Here is an 18,588-nt window from a genome sequence, read left to right on the forward strand (position 1 = left end):
GCAAGATTATCGATGTTATTGGTAACCTGGGCAGACTCTGCCCAAGAGACGCTTGCGGCGTGGCGTGCTAATGGCGGTATTCGTACGGTTGTTATAGTTTTATGGTGCGTGATTTTTTAGCGTGTGGGTGGCAAGGTTAGGTTGGAAAAATCCGCGAACTTGCCGGTAAAGGGTTTTGGGCGAGGGTAGTCTAAATCGCCGTATTTGCTGGTATGTAAGCCCAGCCCCACCAGCGACTCGGCAAGCTTCAGCGCCGCGCTTACCCCTTCCACCACGGGCAGGCCAACTTCGCGGCTAATGGCGTGGGTGAGGTTCGCCATCCCGCCACAGCCCAGCACAATCGCGCCGATGCCATCCTCATCGCGGGCACGGCAGCACTCTTGCACAATGCGGCTAAAGGCAGCGTCAGGGTGGTCTTCTAAATCCAGCACCGGAATTTCAGCGGCGCGAATGCGGCGGCAGTGGTGGCTAAAGCCGTACTGCTCAAGCAGGTGCTCGGCAATAATGCCGGTACGGCCTAGGGTGGTCACAATCGAGAAGCGCGTGCTAATCAAGGTGGCCATGTGAAAAGCGGCTTCGGCAATGCCAATCACTGGGGCGCGGGTCAGCTCGCGGGCAGCCAGCAAGCCGGGGTCACCAAAGCAGGCCACTACGTAGGCATCAATATTGCCTTCGCGCTCGCCTTTCAGCACCTCTTCGGCCACGCCCACTGCGCTCACTGCTTCATCGAAGTGGCTCTCGATTGAGACCGGGCCAGCGTCGGGTTGAGTGGCACTTACCGTGGTCGATGGGGCCGCTAACTGTTCGGCTGCTTGTCGAATTGTCGCCGTCATGGCAGCCGTGGTGTTGGGGTTAATCAAGCGTATATGCACGGGGTGATACTCGCATGTGAACAATATTTTCTATCTTGTATACGAAAATAGGGCGCTTTTCTGCGATGCGCAAGCCCTTTCATGCAACGGTTTAGCGCTCGTAGAGTTGACCAAGTGTTCAGGTTTCAAAGGGTTAGCGTGCTATTGAGCCGAAAAGCGTCGTCATCTCAATTAATTAGCCCTGCGTTGAATTGCGATGGCCGTTCAAAATGGCTATTTTGTATACAAACTAAAACGCTCTGCCTTTGTTAAGGAGCCTGTCCATGACCTCTCATTACCCTCGCGATTTAATCGGCTATGGCCGCACGCCGCCCCACGCTAACTGGCCAGGCAAGGCCAAGATCGCCGTTCAATTTGTGCTTAATTATGAGGAGGGCGGCGAGAACTGCGTGCTGCATGGGGATTCAGGCTCGGAGCAGTTTTTGTCCGAGATTATTGGTGCGGCCAGCTACCCAGACCGTCACCTGAGCATGGAATCCATCTACGAGTACGGCTCCCGCGCTGGCGTGTGGCGTATTCTGCGCGAGTTCGAGCGCCGCGGGTTGCCGCTCACCGTATTTGGGGTAGCGATGGCGCTAGAGCGCCACCCGGATGTGGCCCAAGCATTTAAAGAGCTGGGCCATGAAGTAGCGTGCCACGGCTACCGTTGGATTCACTACCAAGAAACCCCGGAGCATGTCGAGCGCGAACATCTGCAAAAAGCCATGGAGATCTTCCAGCGTTTGTATGGTGAAAAGCCTGAAGGCTGGTACACCGGGCGCGATAGCCCCAATACGCGCCGTTTAATTCTGGACGAAGGTGGTTTCCTTTACGACAGCGACTACTATGGCGACGACCTACCGTTCTGGACCAAGGTGAGCGATAGCCAGGGGGCTGAGCATAACCACCTGATCGTGCCTTACACCTTAGATACCAACGACATGCGCTTTGCTGCCCCGCAAGGTTTCAATACGGCGGACCACTTCTTTACCTACCTGCGCGACGCCTTTGATGTACTGTATGCCGAAGGGGAAGAAGCGCCGAAGATGCTCTCAATTGGTATGCACTGCCGTTTGTTGGGCCGCCCCGGGCGCTTCCGCGCGTTGCAGCGCTTCTTAGACCATATTGAAGCCCACGACCGAGTGTGGGTGGCTCGCCGGGTCGATATCGCCCGCCACTGGGCGGAGCATCACCCCGCACCCAAATAACGAAACAGGACACCATGACACCCCATATCGGACAACGGATTGCCGCCCAGTTTGATGCACTTAGCGCCCAAGAGCAGCGGGTGGCGAGTTTTATCCTCGATCACTTTGATGATTTGGCGGTGTACAGTGCCGCCGATTTAGCGCGTTTGACCGGGGTGTCAAAATCCACCGTGAGCCGCTTGTTCAAGCGCCTAGGCTTTGAAAGCTACCGCACGGTAAAAACCCACGCTCGCCAGCTGCGTAATTTAGGTGTACCGCTGGTGATTGATGCCCATGCCATGGAGGAGGAGAGCGAGAGTGGAGCACCGTTCCAGCGCCACCTCCAGCGGGAGCAGGAAAATCTGCAGCGTTGCCTGGGCAATCTTGACCACCACGACTTTGCTGCCATGGTGGATGCGTTAGCAGGGGCGCAGCAGGTGCTTGTGGTGGGCTTTCGCAACAGCTACCCGTTGGCGCTGCATCTACGTCAGCAGCTCGTTCAGGCCCGCGGCCAAGTGCGTTTGGCTCCGCAGCCCAACCAGTCGTTGGCCGAAGAGCTGGTGGACTTAACCGAACACGATACCGTAGTGCTGTTTGGCTTTCGTCGCCGTCCGTCGGCATTTGCCGCGTTGGTGGCCGCCCTTGAGCGCTCGCCTGCCAAGGTGCTGCTGATCGCTGACCCCACCGCCTCGCCGTTTGCTTCACAAGTGACGTGGTGGTTAGAAGTACCGCTAGAGAGCCTTTCAGCGTTTGATAGCTACGCCACCGCCAATAGCGTGATTTGCCTGTTGGCGAATGCCGTTTTGCACCAACGCTTGGCGGATGGTCGCGAACGGATCAGCGCAATTGGTGACCAGTACGCTGAGTTAAACGAGCTGGCATCGCCCATCATGAGCGTCGACTGGGATGCCCATCAATAATGGTGCGGCCTACCCCCTCTCTGCACCAAAGATAACCGCCGTATTCTCTGTGCACCCGGCCTGCTGGGCGCACTTTCCTGCCTGATAGTTACCTAACACGCTGTTCTTAAGCCGCTTTCCTTTTAGCTGGTCTCGTTATTGCAAATGCGGGTTGTAGTGTGAAACGAAAGTTTCTTTGTTTTGCCTTGTGCAACAAAGCTTTCATCACACTACGCACAAATTTTTCTTCTCGGCATTGGCTTGCGACTCACTTTCAGGAGAGCGTCATGGGAACTACCCCTCAGGGCTTTAAAGATTCGGTTCAGCACTACTTAAAACGTCTTCAAACCGGCGTAGTGGCCACCGGTATGGCGGCCACTCTGGCTGTGGGTGGGCTGAGCGCTAGCACAGCGGCTCACGCCGATGCGCTGGAAGCTATTGAGTCTCGCGGCACGATTCGTATTGCGGTACCGCAGGATTTTCCGCCCTTTGGCTCGGTAGGCACTGATCTACAGCCGCGCGGTTACGATATTGATATGGCGAACTATCTGGCCGAAGAAATGGGCGTCACCCTGGAGCTGATTACCGTGACCAGCGCTAACCGCATTCCCTATTTGCAAACAGGGCAGGCGGACTTGGTGATTTCTAGTTTAGGTAAAAATCCTGAGCGGGAAGCGGCGATTGATTTCTCTGATGCCTACGCGCCGTTCTTCCTCGGTGTGTTTAGTGCGGACGCAGACGAAAGTGTAGAGGGCCCTGAAGGCTTCGCTGATAAAACCATTGGCGTGACCCGCGGTGCGGTAGAGGACATGGAGCTTTCCAACGTCGCGCCAGACTCCACCACCATTCAGCGCTTTGAAGATAACGCCACGACCATCTCGGCGTTCCTTTCTGGCCAAGTTGATTACGTGGCGACAGGCAATGTGGTGGCAGCAGAAATCGCCGAACGTAACAGCAATCGCGCGCCGTCGTTGATGTATCAACTGAAAGACTCCCCCTGCTACGTGGGGCTGAACAAGAATGAGCCAGCGCTGCTGGAAGAAGTGAATCGCCTGATCGCTCAGGCATTGGAAGATGGCACGCTCAACGAGTTCTCCCAGCGCTGGTTCAGTGCGGATCTCCCCGACAACTTCGGTAGCTGAGAGGTAGCATGGGGCCAACACTCGATTTTCTCACCCTGTTGCCCTACGTCGGCGAGCTAGTCAAAGGCTTCACCACCACGGTCGCACTGACCGTGGTGACCACCTTGACCGGGCTAGGGCTGGCAGTAGCGGTAGCGTATTTACGTGTGAACGGGCAGCCTTGGATGCGCTGGGGGCTAGGCGGCTATGTCGAAGTCACCCGTAACACGCCTTTTATTGTGCAGCTATTTTTTATCTTTTTTGGTTTGCCGGGGCTCGGTATCAAAATCGACGCCATTACGGCTGCCTTTATTGCTATGACGTTGAACTTGGCTGCTTACAGCGCCGAGATTTTACGCGCGGGCATTAGCGCCACGGCGAAAGGGCAGCTAGAAGCCGCCAGAGCGCTGGGCATGAGCACCCTGCAAAGTTACCGACATGTGGTGCTGGTGCCTGCTTTTGCCAGGGTCTATCCCTCGCTAATTAGCCAGTCAATCATCGTCATGTTGGGCTCGGCGGTGGTATCGCAAATTTCCGTCTTCGATCTGACCTACGCCGCTAACTTCATCCAGTCCCGCAACTTTAGAAGCTTTGAAGTCTACCTGCTGATTACCTTGGTGTACTTGCTGTTGGCGTTCGGTATGCGCCGCGCCTTTATGCTGGTGGGTAAGCGTGTGTTCGCATATCAGCAAGGAGAGCAACGATGATTGAGTTCACGCTGTGGGATATCGTACGCAACCTGCTGCTCGCCGCCCGCTGGACCGTCGTACTGTCACTGATTGCCTTTGTCGGCGGTGCTACGGTAGGGCTGGCGCTCACCTTGATGCGCCTTTCTAGCCGCCGCTGGTTGCAGCGCTTGACCGCGCTGTATGTGGATCTGTTTCAAGGCACCCCGCTATTGATGCAGCTGTTTTTGATCTTTTTCGGCGCGGCGGCCATGGGGCATCCCATCTCTGCCTGGTGGGCGGCTTCGATTGCCCTCACGCTGTTTACCAGCGCGTTTCTCTGCGATATCTGGCGGGGCTGCTTGGAAGCCGTGGCCAAAGGGCAGTGGCATGGTGCCCGCGTGCTGGGTATGAATTACTTCCAAACCATGCGCCACGTGATCCTTCCTCAGGCGCTTCGGCTCTCTATTCCGCCCACGGTGGGGTTTTCGGTTCAGGTGATTAAAGGCACCGCGCTGGCGTCCATCATTGGCTTCGTGGAGCTCACCAAAGCGGGCACGATGCTGAATAACGCCACCTTCGAGCCGTTCACTATTTTCACTCTTGTGGCCCTTTTTTACTTCGCGCTGTGCTACCCGCTCTCCTGCTACGCGCGCCATTTGGAGAAAAAGCTCTATGACGCTGGTCTGCGTTAATAACGTTCATAAAGCCTTTGGCGACCTGCAGGTGCTCAAAGGGATCGACCTCAACGTTGCCCAGGGTGAAGTGGTCGCCATTATCGGCCGCAGCGGTTCAGGCAAAAGCACGCTGCTGCGCTGCTTGAACCAGCTCGAACAGCACGATAGCGGCGAGATTACCATTGCCGAACAGCAGCTCGATGCCGGTACCATGTCGCCCAAAGAGCTTAGTGAAAACGTCGGGATGGTGTTTCAGAGCTTTAACCTGTTTCCCCATAAAACCGTGGGTGAAAATGTTTGCTTGGCACCCGTGGTAGTGCGTGGCGAAGCCCGTGCCGATGTCGAGAAAGTCGCCCGCGAGGTGCTGGATAAAGTCGGCCTGGGTGATAAGTACGATGCTTACCCCGCCCAGCTTTCCGGCGGCCAGCAGCAGCGGGTAGCGATTGCCCGGGCGCTGGCCATGCGCCCCAAGGTGCTGCTGTGTGATGAAGTCACCTCAGCGCTAGACCCTGAGTTAGTCGGCGAAGTACTGCGCGTGCTGGAAGCGTTGGCGGCCGAAGGCATGACGCTGATTTTGGTCACCCACGAAATGGGCTTTGCTCGGGATGTGGCTGACCGCGTGGTGTTTATGCACCAGGGGCGCATACACGAAGAGGGTGAGCCTGCCGAGCTGTTCAGTAACCCTAAAACCCCAGAGCTTAAGCAGTTTATCTCTGCGGTGCTTTAAGGTTTGTCTGAAGTCGCACCGCGTAATATTGTATACAAGAAATAGGCGCAGCATCCTCATGCTGCCATGACCGCTGAGTACGCCACTCACTCCAGGGAGAGACAATGCCAACAACACGCCAACCCGCTCACTATTACGCCCCCACCGGCGGGCACCCGCCGCAAACCCAGCTCACCGCTGATCGTGCGGTCTTTACCGAGGCCTATGCACTGATCCCCAAAGGGGTGATGCGCGATATCGTGACCAGCAACCTGCCGTTTTGGGAGGGCACTCGGTTATGGGTGCTGGCGCGTCCGCTGTCAGGGTTTGCGGAAACCTTCTCCCAGTACATCATGGAAGTGCAGCCTGAGGGCGGTAGCGATAAGCCTGAGCTAGACCCCCAGGCGGAAGGCGTGCTGTTTATTGTGGAGGGTGAGTTAACGCTCACTTTAGCGGGCGAGCGCCATACGATGGGGCCGGGTGGCTACGCGTTTATTCCACCTGGTAGCCACTGGCAGGTGCGCAATGAAACCCGCGAGCCTGTGCGTTTCCACTGGGTGCGCAAAGCCTACGAGTATGTAGAAGGTCTGGAAGTGCCCAAAGCCTTCGTGACCAACGAGCAAGAGATCGCGCCGATCGAAATGCCGGGCACCGAAGGCCGCTGGGCCACGACGCGTTTTGTCGACCCCAACGACGTGCGCCACGATATGCACGTCAATATCGTCACCTTTCAGCCGGGCGGCGTGATTCCGTTTGATGAAACTCACGTGATGGAACACGGTCTCTACGTCCTTGAAGGCAAAGCGGTGTATCACTTGAACCAGCAATGGGTCGAAGTGGAAGCGGGCGACTTTATGTGGCTACGCGCCTTCTGCCCTCAGGCGTGCTACGCCGGCGGCCCTGGCCCGTTCCGCTACCTGTTGTACAAAGACGTTAACCGCCATGCGGCGCTCAAAATCTGAGTTGGGAAGCCCACCACAACGATCACTCGTTAGGATGATGCTATGTTAAATCTGACGGCAAAGCCGCTGACGGCGGAGGCGTTTGCGCCCTTTGGAGACGTCATCGATGCCCGCACCTCCGCATCGTTTCCGATTAACGCCGGGCGCACCCAGCGTCATCACGATCTCGCCAAGGTGGAAACCCTCGGCGACAACGCTCGCACGCTGATCAATATTTTTGTCAGCCAGCCAGTGACGCTGCCGCTCAACCTCACGTTTTTAGAGCGCCACCCCCAGGGCAGTCAGGCGTTTATTCCGCTGCATCAGGAGCGCTTTATTGTGGTGGTGGCACCGCCTGGCGACACCATTGCGCCAAACGAGGTGCAGGCGTTTGTGACCGACGGCCGCCAAGGGGTGAACTACCGCGCCGGTACTTGGCACGCGATTCAGTCGGTGTTGGAGCGCGAAGGGGAATTCCTGGTGGTGGATCGCGGTGGGGATGGCAATAACTGTGACGAATATCCCCTGGATGTTACCGTCACTTTAGCGCAATAGCCCACCGCAAGTGCATGCGAGTGTCATCTTGGTTGGGTTATCCTGATAAGCTGACACTCCACTCTATGAACGGTTAGGACATTTATGAGCGCAAACACCCATATCCCCCTTCGTCGTACCAAAATTGTCGCGACCCTCGGCCCCGCCAGCGACCGTGAAGGCGTGCTGGAAGCCATGTTGAAGGCGGGGGTGGATGTGGTCCGCTTGAACTTTTCCCACGGCACGGCCGACGACCATCGTCGCCGCCTTGCCCGCGTGCGTGAAATCGCCGCTCAGCTAGGCCGTAGCGTGGCCGCGCTAGGTGATTTGCAAGGCCCCAAAATTCGCGTTGCCCGCTTTAAAGAGGGGGCAGTGTATTTAGAAGAGGGCCAGCCGTTTGTACTGGATATGGCCATGGACAGTGACGCCGGTGATATCCACAGCGTCGGCTGCGATTACAAAACCCTAGCCGACGATGTAACCGCGGGTGACCGCCTGCTGCTGGATGATGGCCGCGTGGTGCTGGATGTTACCCGCGTAGAGGGCAAGCAGGTTCACACCGAGGTGGTGGTGGGCGGCAAGCTCTCTAATCATAAAGGCATTAACAAGCAGGGCGGCGGGCTATCTGCTCCCGCGCTGACAGAAAAAGATAAAACCGACCTGAAAACCGCCGTCGAGATTGGCGTTGATTATTTGGCTATTTCCTTTCCCCGTTCAGCGGAGGATATGCTGGAAGCCCGCCGCCTGCTGGGTGAAGAGGGCAAGGAAATTGGCCTCGTTGCCAAAGTGGAGCGCGCCGAAGCCGTGGCCGATGACGCCACGCTGGATGGCATTATCGAAGCCTCTGAAGCGGTGATGGTGGCCCGTGGCGACCTCGGCGTGGAAATTGGCGATGCCAAACTGGTCGGCGTGCAAAAGCGCATGATTAAACGCGCCCGTTCGCTTAACCGCGCGGTCATTACCGCCACTCAAATGATGGAGAGCATGATCTCCGCGCCGCTGCCCACCCGCGCTGAAGTCTTCGACGTGGCTAACGCGGTGCTGGATGGCAGCGATGCGGTCATGCTCTCTGCGGAAACCGCCGCAGGCGACTACCCGCTGGAAACCGTAGAAGCGATGGCGCGTGTGTGCCTGGGTGCCGAGCGTGAGCGGGTCGCCCAAGAGTCGGGCCACCGTATCCACGAAGGCTTTACCCGCCCGGATGAAACCATTGCACTTTCCGCCATGTATGCCGCTAACCACATGAAAGGCGTGGTGGCGATTGCCTGCATGACCGCCTCTGGTTACACGCCGCTGATTGCCTCGCGCATCCGCTCGGGCTTGCCCATCGTTGGCTTGGCCCACAACCCGATTGCTCAGCGCCGTATGGCCATGTACCGCGGCGTGGTCTCACTTCCCTTCGATACCTCGGAAATGACCGCCACCGAGCTTAACGACCAAGCCCTTACGCTATTGGTGAAGCAGGGCGTCGCCAAGCCTGGTGATCACGTCATCCTGACCCGTGGCGACCACATGAACGCCCACGGCGGCACCAACACCATGAAAGTGATGGCCATTACCGAGCAGCACGCCGAAAACGCGAAGGCGTAAACGAATGCGCGCACTGCTGCTCCTGTGCGGTTGGCTGCTAAGCGCGCCTGTGATGGCGGGCGCGCCCATTGTAGCGGCGGCGTCTAGCCTGCAGTTCGCCCTGGAGGAAGCCGCCGCCCAGTTTACCCAGCAGACCGGCCACGCGCTGCGGCTTAATTTCGGCTCCTCCGGCAACTTTCGTCGTCAAATCGCCCAGGGCGCGCCCTTCGAGCTGTTTTTGTCAGCAGATGAAGGGTTTGTTCAGGCGCTGTACGACGAAGGGTACGTGGATAACGCGGGCGTGATTTACGCCCGAGGACGGCTAGCCTGGGTACAGCCGGCTGGCCGTTACTCCTTACCCAGTGAGCAAGCGCCGCTTGCCGGCGTGCAGGAGGCCATTACCGCCTGGGAAGAGGGGCAGCGGCTGCGTGTTGCTATTGCCAGCCCAGAACACGCCCCTTACGGCATGGCCGCCCAAGACGTGTTGCAAAAGGCGGGCCTGTGGGAAGCCAGCGAACCGCTGCGGGTGCAAGGGGAGAACGTCTCCCAGGCGATGCAGTTTGCCCTTTCCGACGAGGCGCGAGGTGGCTTAGTGGCTTACTCGCTAGCAGTTGCGCCCGCACTAGCGGAGCGCAGCGAGGCGGTGTTGATGCCTGAAACGTGGCATACGCCGCTGCGCCAGCGCATGGTGTTAACGCCGCAGGCTGGAGAAGTGGCTCACGCGTTTTACGAGTGGCTGCGACAGGCTGACGCGAAAGCGATTTTTGAAACCTACGGATTTAGTACCGATTAATGGACTGGTCGGCGTTCTCTGTCTCGCTGCGGCTCGCAGCGTTTACCTGTCTCTTCTTATTACCTCTAGGCATTTGGTGGGGACGCGAGCTGGCGACGACACAGTTCCGTGGCAAGGGCCTGTGTGAGGCGCTGATTGCGCTGCCGCTGGTGCTACCGCCTACGGTGCTGGGGTTTTATCTGCTTCAGCAGTTTGGCCGCGATGCGCCGTTAGGCGGTACCTGGGCGGCGCTGACAGGGGGCGGGCTCAACTTTACCTTTAGCGGTATTTTGTTGGCTTCTCTGATTGCCAATCTCCCCTTTGCTATTCAGCCGATTCAGCGTGCCTTTGAGCATGTGCCTGCGAACCTGCGTGAGGCGGCATGGTGCAGTGGGCTAAGCCCATGGCAAACCCTATGGCGCATTGAATTTCCGCTGGTGTGGCCGGGTATTTTGTCGGCGGCAGCGCTAACCTTTGCGCACACACTGGGCGAGTTTGGCGTGATTTTGCTGGTCGGCGGTGCGATTGATGGCGAGACCCGCACGCTCTCTATTGCCATTTATGACCGCGTACAGGCCTTTGACGAGCAGGGCGCGGCGAGCATGTCCGCCCTCTTGCTGGCCATTTCTCTGGCAACCTTAGGCCTTGTCTATGGGCTCGCTGGCAAGCGCAGGTGGTCACGTGGATGATCTGATAGTGACCGCCCAACAGGCTCGCCCGATTCCACTCAATGCCTCGTTTCGCTGCGCCCCTGGGGAGCTGCTGGCGCTGGTAGGGCCGTCGGGAAGTGGTAAAACCACCTTGCTGCGCACCATTGCCGGGCTTTACCAGCCTCAGCAGGGTAGCGTGCGCTGCGCGGGCAGGGAGTGGTTTCTGGCCCAAAGCGGCCAGCGCCACTCCCTGCCGCCGCAAGCGCGCCAGATTGGTATGGTATTTCAGGACTATGCGCTGTTCCCTCATCTGACGGCGCTGCAGAATGTGCAGCTCGCCATGGGGCACCTGCCCCGCGCTCAAAGGTTTGAGCAGGCCGCTCAGTGGTTGAGCAAAGTGCGTTTGCAGGGGCTGGAGGCGCGCTACCCCAGCGAGCTTTCCGGCGGCCAGCGCCAACGAGTAGCGCTAGCCCGTGCGTTGGCCAGAGAGCCCCAAGTGCTACTGCTGGATGAGCCGTTCTCTGCGGTGGATCAGGTGACTCGTCGCCGCTTGCAGCGTGAGCTGGCGCTGTTGCGCCAACAGATCTCCATTCCCATTATTCTCGTCACCCACGACTTGGAAGAAGCCACCGCGCTCGCCGATCAAATCTGCGTGCTGCATAACGGCGTCAGCCTGCAGCAGGGCACGCCTGAGGCGTTGTTTCGGAAACCGACTTCGCCGCTTGTCGCTAGGCTGTTGGATCGCCACAACGTCTTTAGCGGGGAAGTGGTCGAGACAGACGCCGGGCGACGCTTGCAGTGGGGCGAGTGGTGGCTGGAAGTGGCAGAAGGACTAGACCGTGTTGAACCCGGCAAGCCGTTGGCCTGGTACCTACCGCCGTCAGATATCGTGCTGCATCGTCGGGGGCGGCCTTCCCAAGGCGAACGCGAAAACCCGGTGGCGGCGACGGTCAGCGAAATGGTGGTGTTGGGCGGCATAACATCAATCTCGCTGCGTGTTTCCCACGGAGATATGCTACGTTTCGACATCGCCACCCACGCGGCCAAACGTAATCAGCTTAGCTTGGGGGAAAGGGTACACGTCTCGCTGCTGGCCGAGGGGATTCATCTTATGCCCGCGCAGCGTGCCCACACGGCATCACACAACAAAAGGAACCTGTTATGACCCTGACACGCCGCCAATTGCTGAAAACCGCTGTCGGTGTTTCGCTTGCCGCCTGTTTACCCCTGCCACTATTGGCGGCCTGGGCGGCTGAACCCGCGCCAGCCAATACCTTGCCACTGGCGATCCATAGCGAAGGTGGCCCGCACCGTCTGGATGTCGAAGTGGCGGAAACTGCCTCGCAGCGCCAACGTGGCTTAATGGGCCGTGAGGAGCTGCCAGAAGCGCGCGGTATGCTGTTTCGGTTTGAGAGCGAGCAGCCCGCCGGTAACGCTTTTTGGATGTATCGCACGCTGATTCCGCTGGATATCGCGTATATCGACGGCGAAGGGCGGATAGTGGCGATTAATACCATGCCGCCCTGCGAATCGGATACCCCCCAGGAGTGCCCCTCTTATCCTGCCGGGGCGGCCTACCATGCGGCGTTGGAGGTTAACGCGGGCTACTTTGCGGAACGTGGCATACAGGTAGGCGACTGTGTCTCGGTGCCTGCGCTGGCCGGTTTTTGCCGCCCCGAGTAACGCTCTCGCTTACGCCCTGGTTGGCCGCTGTTTGCCAAACTTCAGCACAATCAGGGCGATTCCCGCGACCACTAAGCCTCCGCCTACCAGTTTATGCACCCCAAGCGGGTCGTCCATCAGCAGCGCGCCTAAGCCCACCGCGAAAACAGGGGTGAGGAGTGTCATCGGCACTACGCGATTTACCGGGTGGCGGCGCAGCAGCGCGTACCAAATGCCGTAAGCGGCGATGGACGACATAATGGCGGTATACGCCACCGCGCCCCAGCCCAGCCAGCTTGCCTGCGTGATCGCCTGCCACTGGTGTTGCTCAAAGAGCCACGAGCCGAGCGCAACCTGAGGCACCGCAAACAGCGCTACCCACCCCGCCAGCGCCAACGGTGCAATGGGTGGCCCGCGTTTGATCAATAGCTGGGAGACCGCCCAGCCAAACGCGCTCAACAGCAGAATGGCTAACGGTAGCGGCGAGGGCAGCGTTGGCCCTCCTGCCAGTACCACGACACCTGCAAACGAGAGCAGCAAGCCTGCCAAGCGTTTAGGCTCCAGCTTCTCTTTTAAGAAGACCACCGCCAGTAGCGTCGCAAACGGTGTGCCCATCTGCACAAGCAGCGCGCCTGTTCCAGCTTCCGCTTGCCCCAAACCAATGAACAGTAGCGCAAAGTGAAGGCTGCCAAACGTGATGGAGAGCAGCACTAAAAAGGGCAGCTGCGCCCGGGTAACCGGGTAAAACGGCACCAGCAGTGCGGCCACTAGCACAAAACGCAGCGTAGTCATGAGTAGCGGCGGCAGCTCCACCACGCCCACTTTGATCACAATGATGTTGAGTGACCAAATGACAATGACCAACAGGCCCAGAAGCACATCACGAAGCGGCACGGCGTTCTCTCGGTGAGGGGTGAGGCGCCTTCATAGCAAAGCGCTTTTATAACGGAAAAAGGTCATTTCGACGATTTAGCAAAACATAGTGTTATAGTAAGACGGCAACAGTCGTTGTATCGAGATCAATAGTAATAACAGAGGAATGATTATGAAGAAAATCTCATCAACGTTGTTAGGCCTGAGCATGGCGCTGGTGGCGGCTTCCGGCCACGCCAACGACAAGCAGTTGGTCATTGGTACCAATAATTGGGCTGAAAATATTGCCGTCGCCAATATGTGGAAAATCGTGCTGGAAGAAGAGCACGGCTACGATATCGAGCTGACCGACGTAGGCAAAAGCGTGCTGTACAGCGGTTTGGCCAATAATGATTTCGATATCTCGCTGGAAATTTGGCTGCCCACCACGGACAAGGAGTTCCTGGCGCCCTATAAAGACGAGATCGATGTGCACGACGTGTGGTACGAAGGCACTGGGCTGGGCATCGTAGTACCGACCTATGTCGATATCGATACTATCGATGCGTTGCGCGATAGCGCCGATCAGTTCTCTTACCAGGGCCGCCCGACCATCGTCGGCATTGACTCCGGCTCTGCCATTGCCGGGCTGACGGACGAGGCCATCGATGCTTATGACCTGCCGATGCGTCAGCTGTACAGCTCCGACCCGGCGATGATGGCGGCGCTCGATGATGCTTATCAGCGTGAAGAGCCCATGGCCGTGACGCTCTGGAGCCCGCACTGGGCCTTTGCTGAGTATGATCTCAAGTACTTGGAAGATACTCAGGGCGTGTTCGGTGAAAGCGACGATATTTTCTGGTTCTCCCGCAAAGGCTTCGCGGAGGACGACCCGTGGCTCACCCAAGTGCTGAACACGTGGCATATGAATGACGATACGCTGGGTGGGCTGATGGCGACGATTGAACAGCAGGGCGACCCCGTAGAAGGGGCGCGCACCTGGATTGGCGAGAACCGCGAGTTAGTCGATACGTGGCTGGCTGCTGGTGAGTAGCTATTTAATGCAAACCCTGGCAACGCCCTGAAGATATTCAGGGCGTTTTGCGATGAGTCGTGGGGCTAGCACCGTTGTATTGCCAAGACCGACCTTAGGCGTCTTCCTTTCGCTTGCTAACGGCCTACAATGGGCGGTGTGCCGATGGTTTTGAAAAGCTAGGCACCTTATAAGAACCGATAAAAAAGGATCGATAATAATGACGCTGACACGCTCTATGGCTCGTTTCACCGCTGGCTTGGCTGGCGCTGCACTGCTCTCGGCTGCGTTTTCTGCGCAAGCGCGCGAACTCTCGGTCTCTACCGTGCTTTCAGAAGCCTTTCCTTGGGGCCAAGCCGCCGAGAAGTGGGCGGAATTGGTAGAAGAGCGCAGCGGTGGTGAACTCACCCTGCGGGTTTACCCCAACTCTCAGCTGGTGTCGGGTGACCAAACCCGTGAGTTTTCCGCCATGCGTTCTGGCCTGATTGATGCCGCGGTGGGGTCCACCATCAACTGGTCGCCTCAAGTGCCGGAACTGAACCTGTTCTCTTTACCATTCTTTGTTCCTGATGAGGCCGCCGTCGATGCCGTGACGGGTGGTGAGGCGGGGTCTCTGGTGTTCGAGGCGATCGAGTCTCGTGGCGTTATTCCGCTGGCTTGGGGTGAAAATGGCTTTCGTCAGGTATCCAACTCCCGCGGCCCGATCAGCCAGCCGGAGGATCTGGACGGCCTGAAGATCCGCGTAGTGGGCTCGCCGCTGTTCCAGGATACGTTCTCCGCCTTAGGCGCTGACCCTACGCAGATGAGCTGGACCGACGCCCAACCCGCTCTCACCACGGGCGCGGTCGATGGCCAGGAAAACCCGCTGTCGGTCTTTGACGTGGCACGTATCGATCAAGTAGGCCAGGAGCATTTGACCCTATGGAACTACATGAACGATCCGCTGATTTTTGCCGTTAACCAGCAGGTCTGGCAGTCGTTGAGTGACGAGCAGCAAACGATGCTGCGCGAAACGGCCGAAGAGGCGGGTGCCTGGGAAATTGCCATGACCCGTGAGCAGGAGAGCGAGCGTTTGGCCGCGATCCAAGAGCGCGGAGTGACCGTCACCGAACTCACCGATGAGCAGTATCAAGCGTTCGTGGAAGCCACTCAATCCGTCTACGAAAAATGGGTCCCACGTATCGGTGAAGAGCTGGTCGAGGCCGCTCAAACCGCTATCGACGCCCGTTGATGTTCGTGTGTTTTCACTGCCGCCCGCCAAGGGCGGCAGCTTGCTGATGTGAGGCTGCCATGAAAGGCTTCCCCGATGCGCGCCCCGAGCGCTGGCTCGGCGCGCTCGCGCTGATTGTCATTGCGTTGATTAGCCTGGGCAATGTGGTGACCCGCTACCTAACAGGCGGCTCGTTTTCGTTTACCGAAGAGTTTTCCGTTTTCCTATTGGTCGTGTTGACCTTCGCCGGTGCGTCGGTTGCTTTGCGTCGCGACCGGCATATCCGCATTGGCTTTTTAGAGCGCGCCTTGCCGCCACGGTGGCGAGGCGCGCTGATTCTTTTTCAAGCCCTGTGTGGCCTGATCGTATTGGGTTTAATTACTTGGTACGGCGGCAAGCTGGCATGGCAGGAGTATCAGTGGGAGTCACTGTCGCCGGGCTTGGGGCTGCCGCAGTGGTGGTACTTGGTATGGCTGCCCGTATTATCTGCGGCCATGCTGTGGCGCTTGGTGCAGCAAACCCGTGACCGATTGGCGGGGGAGATAAACAGTGACGCCTGATATTTGGATGATTCTAGCCTTTGCCGGACTGCTGATAGCCGGCGTGCCGGTAGCGTTCTCCTTGGCGCTTTCTGGTGCGGTGGGCATCGTGCTGGGTCTATCGCCAGACATGCTCGCCACCCTGGGTACCAATACCTATAACAGCATCGCCAAGTACCCCTTGATTGCCATTCCGCTGTTTATTCTCACCGGGTTGATTTTCGAGCGGGCAGGCGTAGCGCTGCGTTTGGTGCGGTTTGCTCAGGCATTGATTGGGCCACGGCACGGCGGGCTGGCGCTGGTTGCGGTGTTAGTATGTATGATCATGGGCGGCATGAGCGGCTCGGGCCCCGCCGATGCCGCCGCCGTGGCCATGGTGATGCTACCCAGCATGACCAAGGCAGGCTACCCCAAGCCGTTCTCTGCCACGCTGATCGCGGCTTCGGCCTCGACGGCGATTTTGATTCCTCCCTCGGTTGCACTGATTCTCTACTCGATCGTGGTACCGGGTGTCGATCTTCGCGCGCTGTTTGCGGCGGGGTTGTTTCCAGGTGTGTTGGCAGGTTTGGCGCTGCTGGTGCCGGCCATGTTGGCCGCCAAACGCTATGGCTGGGAGGGAACACCGGTAGAGGGAGCTGACAGGCTGACGGTACGAGGCACCTTCCGTGAAGCGCTGCCTGCGTTGTTTGCGCCGGTGCTGATTTTAGGAGGGCTGCGTTCAGGCCTCTTTACCCCCACGGAAGCCGCCGTGGTCGCCGTTGCCTACGGAGCGGTAGTGGGCTTGTTCTTGACGCGAGAACTCACGCTACGCGATGTATGGGAGCTGCTAGGGGAGGCCGCAATCATCTCGGGCGTGGTCATGCTGATCATTGCGCTGGCAGGTATCTTTGCCTGGGCAGGCACCATGCTGGGCACCTTCCGTCATTTGGCGGAGTGGATCATTGGCTTGACCGACAATGGAGTGCTACTGCTGGTCCTCGTCATGTTAGCGGTGCTGGTGGCAGGCATGCTGCTAGACGCGATTTCCATTTACCTGATCATGATGCCGATTCTGATTCCGGTGATGCAGCATTTCGAGTGGAACCCGGTGTGGTTCGGTATTTTGCTGGCCATGAACATTGCGATCGGTCAGTTTACCCCGCCGGTGGCGGTGAATCTGATGGTCACGACGGAAGTCGCCAAGATTCGTTTGGAACATACCCTTGGGTGGGCGCTACTCTTCGTGGTGGCGATGGGTGGTGCACTGGCGCTCGTGGCGATCTTTCCAGGCATTGCACTATGGCTTCCCACGGTGCTGGGTTATAACGTGTGAGCCTCGGATAAACGATGGGTGATAGCCCATGCCGAACAGGCATACGCGTATCAGGATGTTTAACGCTTACTAAACGTTACAGGCCGCTAAACTAATGAAGAGTGCCAAGCGTGCCTATGGTAAGTGTGATGCGGCCTAAGCGGGCTGCCCGTTTCGTTTTGCCAGCTATGTCGATGGTGGCATTGCCCGCCGATGGAAATCGTGAAACATCGGGTGTGAATGCTGCACTGCACGACACGCTAAATTGCATCGCGCTTCGCCAATTAGCTTTTTTTTCGCTAAAGTAGGAACAGTCGGCACTAAATGCCGAGGTTGATAACAGACTGTCTTGACAACGTTTTGGAACCGAAACACCTGAAGGGAACCGTTCTGCAGGTGGCTTCAAAGCGCATAACGCTCACAACATCAAGATAAAGAGGTGTGTTCATGAAACGCCATGTATTTTCTACCGCGGCCTTCTCAGGCGCGTTCATTGCTGCGGCAACCTTTGCCTCTCCGGCCGTTGCCCAGGAGCGCTACATCACGATCGGTACCGGCGGCCAAACCGGTGTTTACTATGTCGTTGGCCAGTCGGTATGCCGCATGGTCAACCGTGGCAGCGATGAGCACAACATCCGCTGTAACGCCCCGTCCACCGGTGGCTCCGTGGCGAACGTCAATGGCATGAAGAGCGGCGAGCTGGACATGGGCGTTGTACAGTCCGACGTTCAGTACCGTGCTTACCACGGTGAAGCCAACTTCGAAGAAGAAGGCGCTTGGGAAGACATGCGTGCCGTCTTCACCATGCACGGCGAGCCGCTGACCGTGGTGGCCCGCGCGGATTCCGGTATCGAGAACATCAGCGATTTCCCTGGCAAGCGCGTCAACATCGGTAACCCTGGTTCTGGCCAGCGTAACACCATGGATGTCGTCATGGATGCGTTCGGTTGGGACGAAGATACCTTCGCCCTGGCGTCGCAGCTAGATGCTGCCGAGCAGGCGGCTGCCCTGTCTGACAACAACATCGATGCCATGGTGTACGTGGTAGGCCACCCGAATGGCTCTATCCAAGAAGCGACCACCACCATCGACGCGCGTCTGGTCTCCGTCACCGGTGAAGAGATCGACGGCCTGATCGAAGAGTACCCCTATTACACTCGTTCCGTGATTCCGGGTGGCCTCTACCGTGGTAACGACGAAGACGTCGAAACTTTCGGTGTGGCGGCAACCTTCGTTTCTTCCACCGCTGTTGATGAAGACATCGTTTATGAAACGGTGAAAGCCGTCTTCGAAAACTTCGATCGCTTCAAGCGTCTGCACCCGGCGTTCGAGAACCTGAACGAAGAAGACATGATCTCTGACGGCTTGACCGCGCCGCTGCACGATGGCGCAGCGCGTTACTACCGTGAGCGTGGCTGGATCGAATAAG

General features: G+C 58.1%; 20 protein-coding genes. 18 read left to right on the forward strand and 2 right to left on the reverse strand.

What is annotated here, in order from left to right:
• Positions 1-116 precede the first annotated feature (116 nt).
• Complete coding sequence (locus tag NH398_RS07605; RefSeq protein ID WP_285262919.1) at positions 117-872, reverse strand: aspartate/glutamate racemase family protein; 756 nt, start codon at positions 870-872, stop codon at positions 117-119.
• Between the two features lie 263 nt (positions 873-1,135).
• Between NH398_RS07605 and puuE the strand changes: the two genes are divergently transcribed.
• From puuE to NH398_RS07670, 13 genes are all read left to right on the forward strand, one after another.
• Positions 1,136-2,059, forward strand: a complete 924-nt coding sequence (gene puuE / locus NH398_RS07610) for an allantoinase PuuE (RefSeq protein WP_253017609.1) — start codon at positions 1,136-1,138, stop codon at positions 2,057-2,059.
• Between the two features lie 14 nt (positions 2,060-2,073).
• Complete coding sequence (locus tag NH398_RS07615; protein WP_253017611.1) at positions 2,074-2,958, forward strand: MurR/RpiR family transcriptional regulator; 885 nt, start codon at positions 2,074-2,076, stop codon at positions 2,956-2,958.
• A gap of 266 nt (positions 2,959-3,224) precedes the next feature.
• Positions 3,225-4,079, forward strand: a complete 855-nt coding sequence (locus tag NH398_RS07620; RefSeq protein WP_253017613.1) for a transporter substrate-binding domain-containing protein — start codon at positions 3,225-3,227, stop codon at positions 4,077-4,079.
• Between the two features lie 8 nt (positions 4,080-4,087).
• Entirely contained in the window at positions 4,088-4,765 is a 678-nt protein-coding gene (locus NH398_RS07625; protein WP_159343094.1) for an amino acid ABC transporter permease, read from the forward strand.
• Positions 4,762-5,418, forward strand: coding sequence for an amino acid ABC transporter permease (locus NH398_RS07630; RefSeq protein WP_253017615.1), 657 nt, complete (start codon positions 4,762-4,764; stop codon positions 5,416-5,418). The genes NH398_RS07625 and NH398_RS07630 overlap by 4 nt, the downstream gene beginning before the upstream one ends.
• The gene (locus tag NH398_RS07635; protein ID WP_253017617.1) at positions 5,399-6,127 is read left to right on the forward strand and encodes an amino acid ABC transporter ATP-binding protein; all 729 of its coding nucleotides are present in this window, start codon (positions 5,399-5,401) and stop codon (positions 6,125-6,127) included. The genes NH398_RS07630 and NH398_RS07635 overlap by 20 nt, the downstream gene beginning before the upstream one ends.
• Positions 6,128-6,231: 104 nt before the next feature.
• Positions 6,232-7,068, forward strand: coding sequence for a bifunctional allantoicase/(S)-ureidoglycine aminohydrolase (locus tag NH398_RS07640; protein ID WP_159343091.1), 837 nt, complete (start codon positions 6,232-6,234; stop codon positions 7,066-7,068).
• Between the two features lie 42 nt (positions 7,069-7,110).
• On the forward strand, positions 7,111-7,602 hold the full coding sequence (locus tag NH398_RS07645; RefSeq protein WP_253017619.1) for an ureidoglycolate lyase: 492 nt from the start codon (positions 7,111-7,113) through the stop codon (positions 7,600-7,602).
• A gap of 84 nt (positions 7,603-7,686) precedes the next feature.
• Positions 7,687-9,171 carry a pyruvate kinase gene (gene pyk, locus NH398_RS07650; RefSeq protein WP_253017621.1) on the forward strand — a complete coding sequence of 495 codons (1,485 nt, stop codon included), beginning with the start codon at positions 7,687-7,689 and terminating at the stop codon, positions 9,169-9,171.
• 4 nt (positions 9,172-9,175) lie between these two features.
• Complete coding sequence (gene modA / locus NH398_RS07655) at positions 9,176-9,943, forward strand: molybdate ABC transporter substrate-binding protein (protein ID WP_253017622.1); 768 nt, start codon at positions 9,176-9,178, stop codon at positions 9,941-9,943.
• Complete coding sequence (gene modB, locus NH398_RS07660; protein WP_253017623.1) at positions 9,943-10,611, forward strand: molybdate ABC transporter permease subunit; 669 nt, start codon at positions 9,943-9,945, stop codon at positions 10,609-10,611. The genes modA and modB overlap by 1 nt, the downstream gene beginning before the upstream one ends.
• Complete coding sequence (locus NH398_RS07665; protein WP_253017624.1) at positions 10,604-11,737, forward strand: ABC transporter ATP-binding protein; 1,134 nt, start codon at positions 10,604-10,606, stop codon at positions 11,735-11,737. Before modB ends, NH398_RS07665 begins: the two co-directional genes overlap by 8 nt.
• The gene (locus NH398_RS07670; protein WP_253017625.1) at positions 11,734-12,255 is read left to right on the forward strand and encodes a DUF192 domain-containing protein; all 522 of its coding nucleotides are present in this window, start codon (positions 11,734-11,736) and stop codon (positions 12,253-12,255) included. The genes NH398_RS07665 and NH398_RS07670 overlap by 4 nt, the downstream gene beginning before the upstream one ends.
• A gap of 9 nt (positions 12,256-12,264) precedes the next feature.
• Here NH398_RS07670 and NH398_RS07675 read toward each other — a convergent pair whose 3' ends face one another.
• Entirely contained in the window at positions 12,265-13,128 is an 864-nt protein-coding gene (locus tag NH398_RS07675; protein WP_253017626.1) for an EamA family transporter, read from the reverse strand.
• 151 nt (positions 13,129-13,279) lie between these two features.
• On the opposite strand from NH398_RS07675, the gene NH398_RS07680 reads away from it, so the two are divergent.
• The 5 genes from NH398_RS07680 (at position 13,280) to NH398_RS07700 (ending at position 18,587) form a co-directional block, all read left to right on the forward strand.
• Entirely contained in the window at positions 13,280-14,140 is an 861-nt protein-coding gene (locus tag NH398_RS07680) for a glycine betaine ABC transporter substrate-binding protein (protein ID WP_253017627.1), read from the forward strand.
• Between the two features lie 199 nt (positions 14,141-14,339).
• On the forward strand, positions 14,340-15,350 hold the full coding sequence (locus NH398_RS07685) for a DctP family TRAP transporter solute-binding subunit (protein ID WP_253017628.1): 1,011 nt from the start codon (positions 14,340-14,342) through the stop codon (positions 15,348-15,350).
• 59 nt (positions 15,351-15,409) lie between these two features.
• Positions 15,410-15,889 carry a TRAP transporter small permease gene (locus tag NH398_RS07690; RefSeq protein WP_253017629.1) on the forward strand — a complete coding sequence of 160 codons (480 nt, stop codon included), beginning with the start codon at positions 15,410-15,412 and terminating at the stop codon, positions 15,887-15,889.
• Complete coding sequence (locus NH398_RS07695) at positions 15,879-17,180, forward strand: TRAP transporter large permease (RefSeq protein WP_253017638.1); 1,302 nt, start codon at positions 15,879-15,881, stop codon at positions 17,178-17,180. Before NH398_RS07690 ends, NH398_RS07695 begins: the two co-directional genes overlap by 11 nt.
• 426 nt (positions 17,181-17,606) lie before the next feature.
• A complete protein-coding gene (locus NH398_RS07700) occupies positions 17,607-18,587 on the forward strand; it encodes a TAXI family TRAP transporter solute-binding subunit (protein WP_159343072.1) in 981 nt (326 codons plus the stop codon).
• Position 18,588 lies beyond the last annotated feature (1 nt).

The organism is Halomonas sp. CnH100-B, from assembly GCF_024124605.1.
Taxonomy (GTDB): domain Bacteria; phylum Pseudomonadota; class Gammaproteobacteria; order Pseudomonadales; family Halomonadaceae; genus Vreelandella.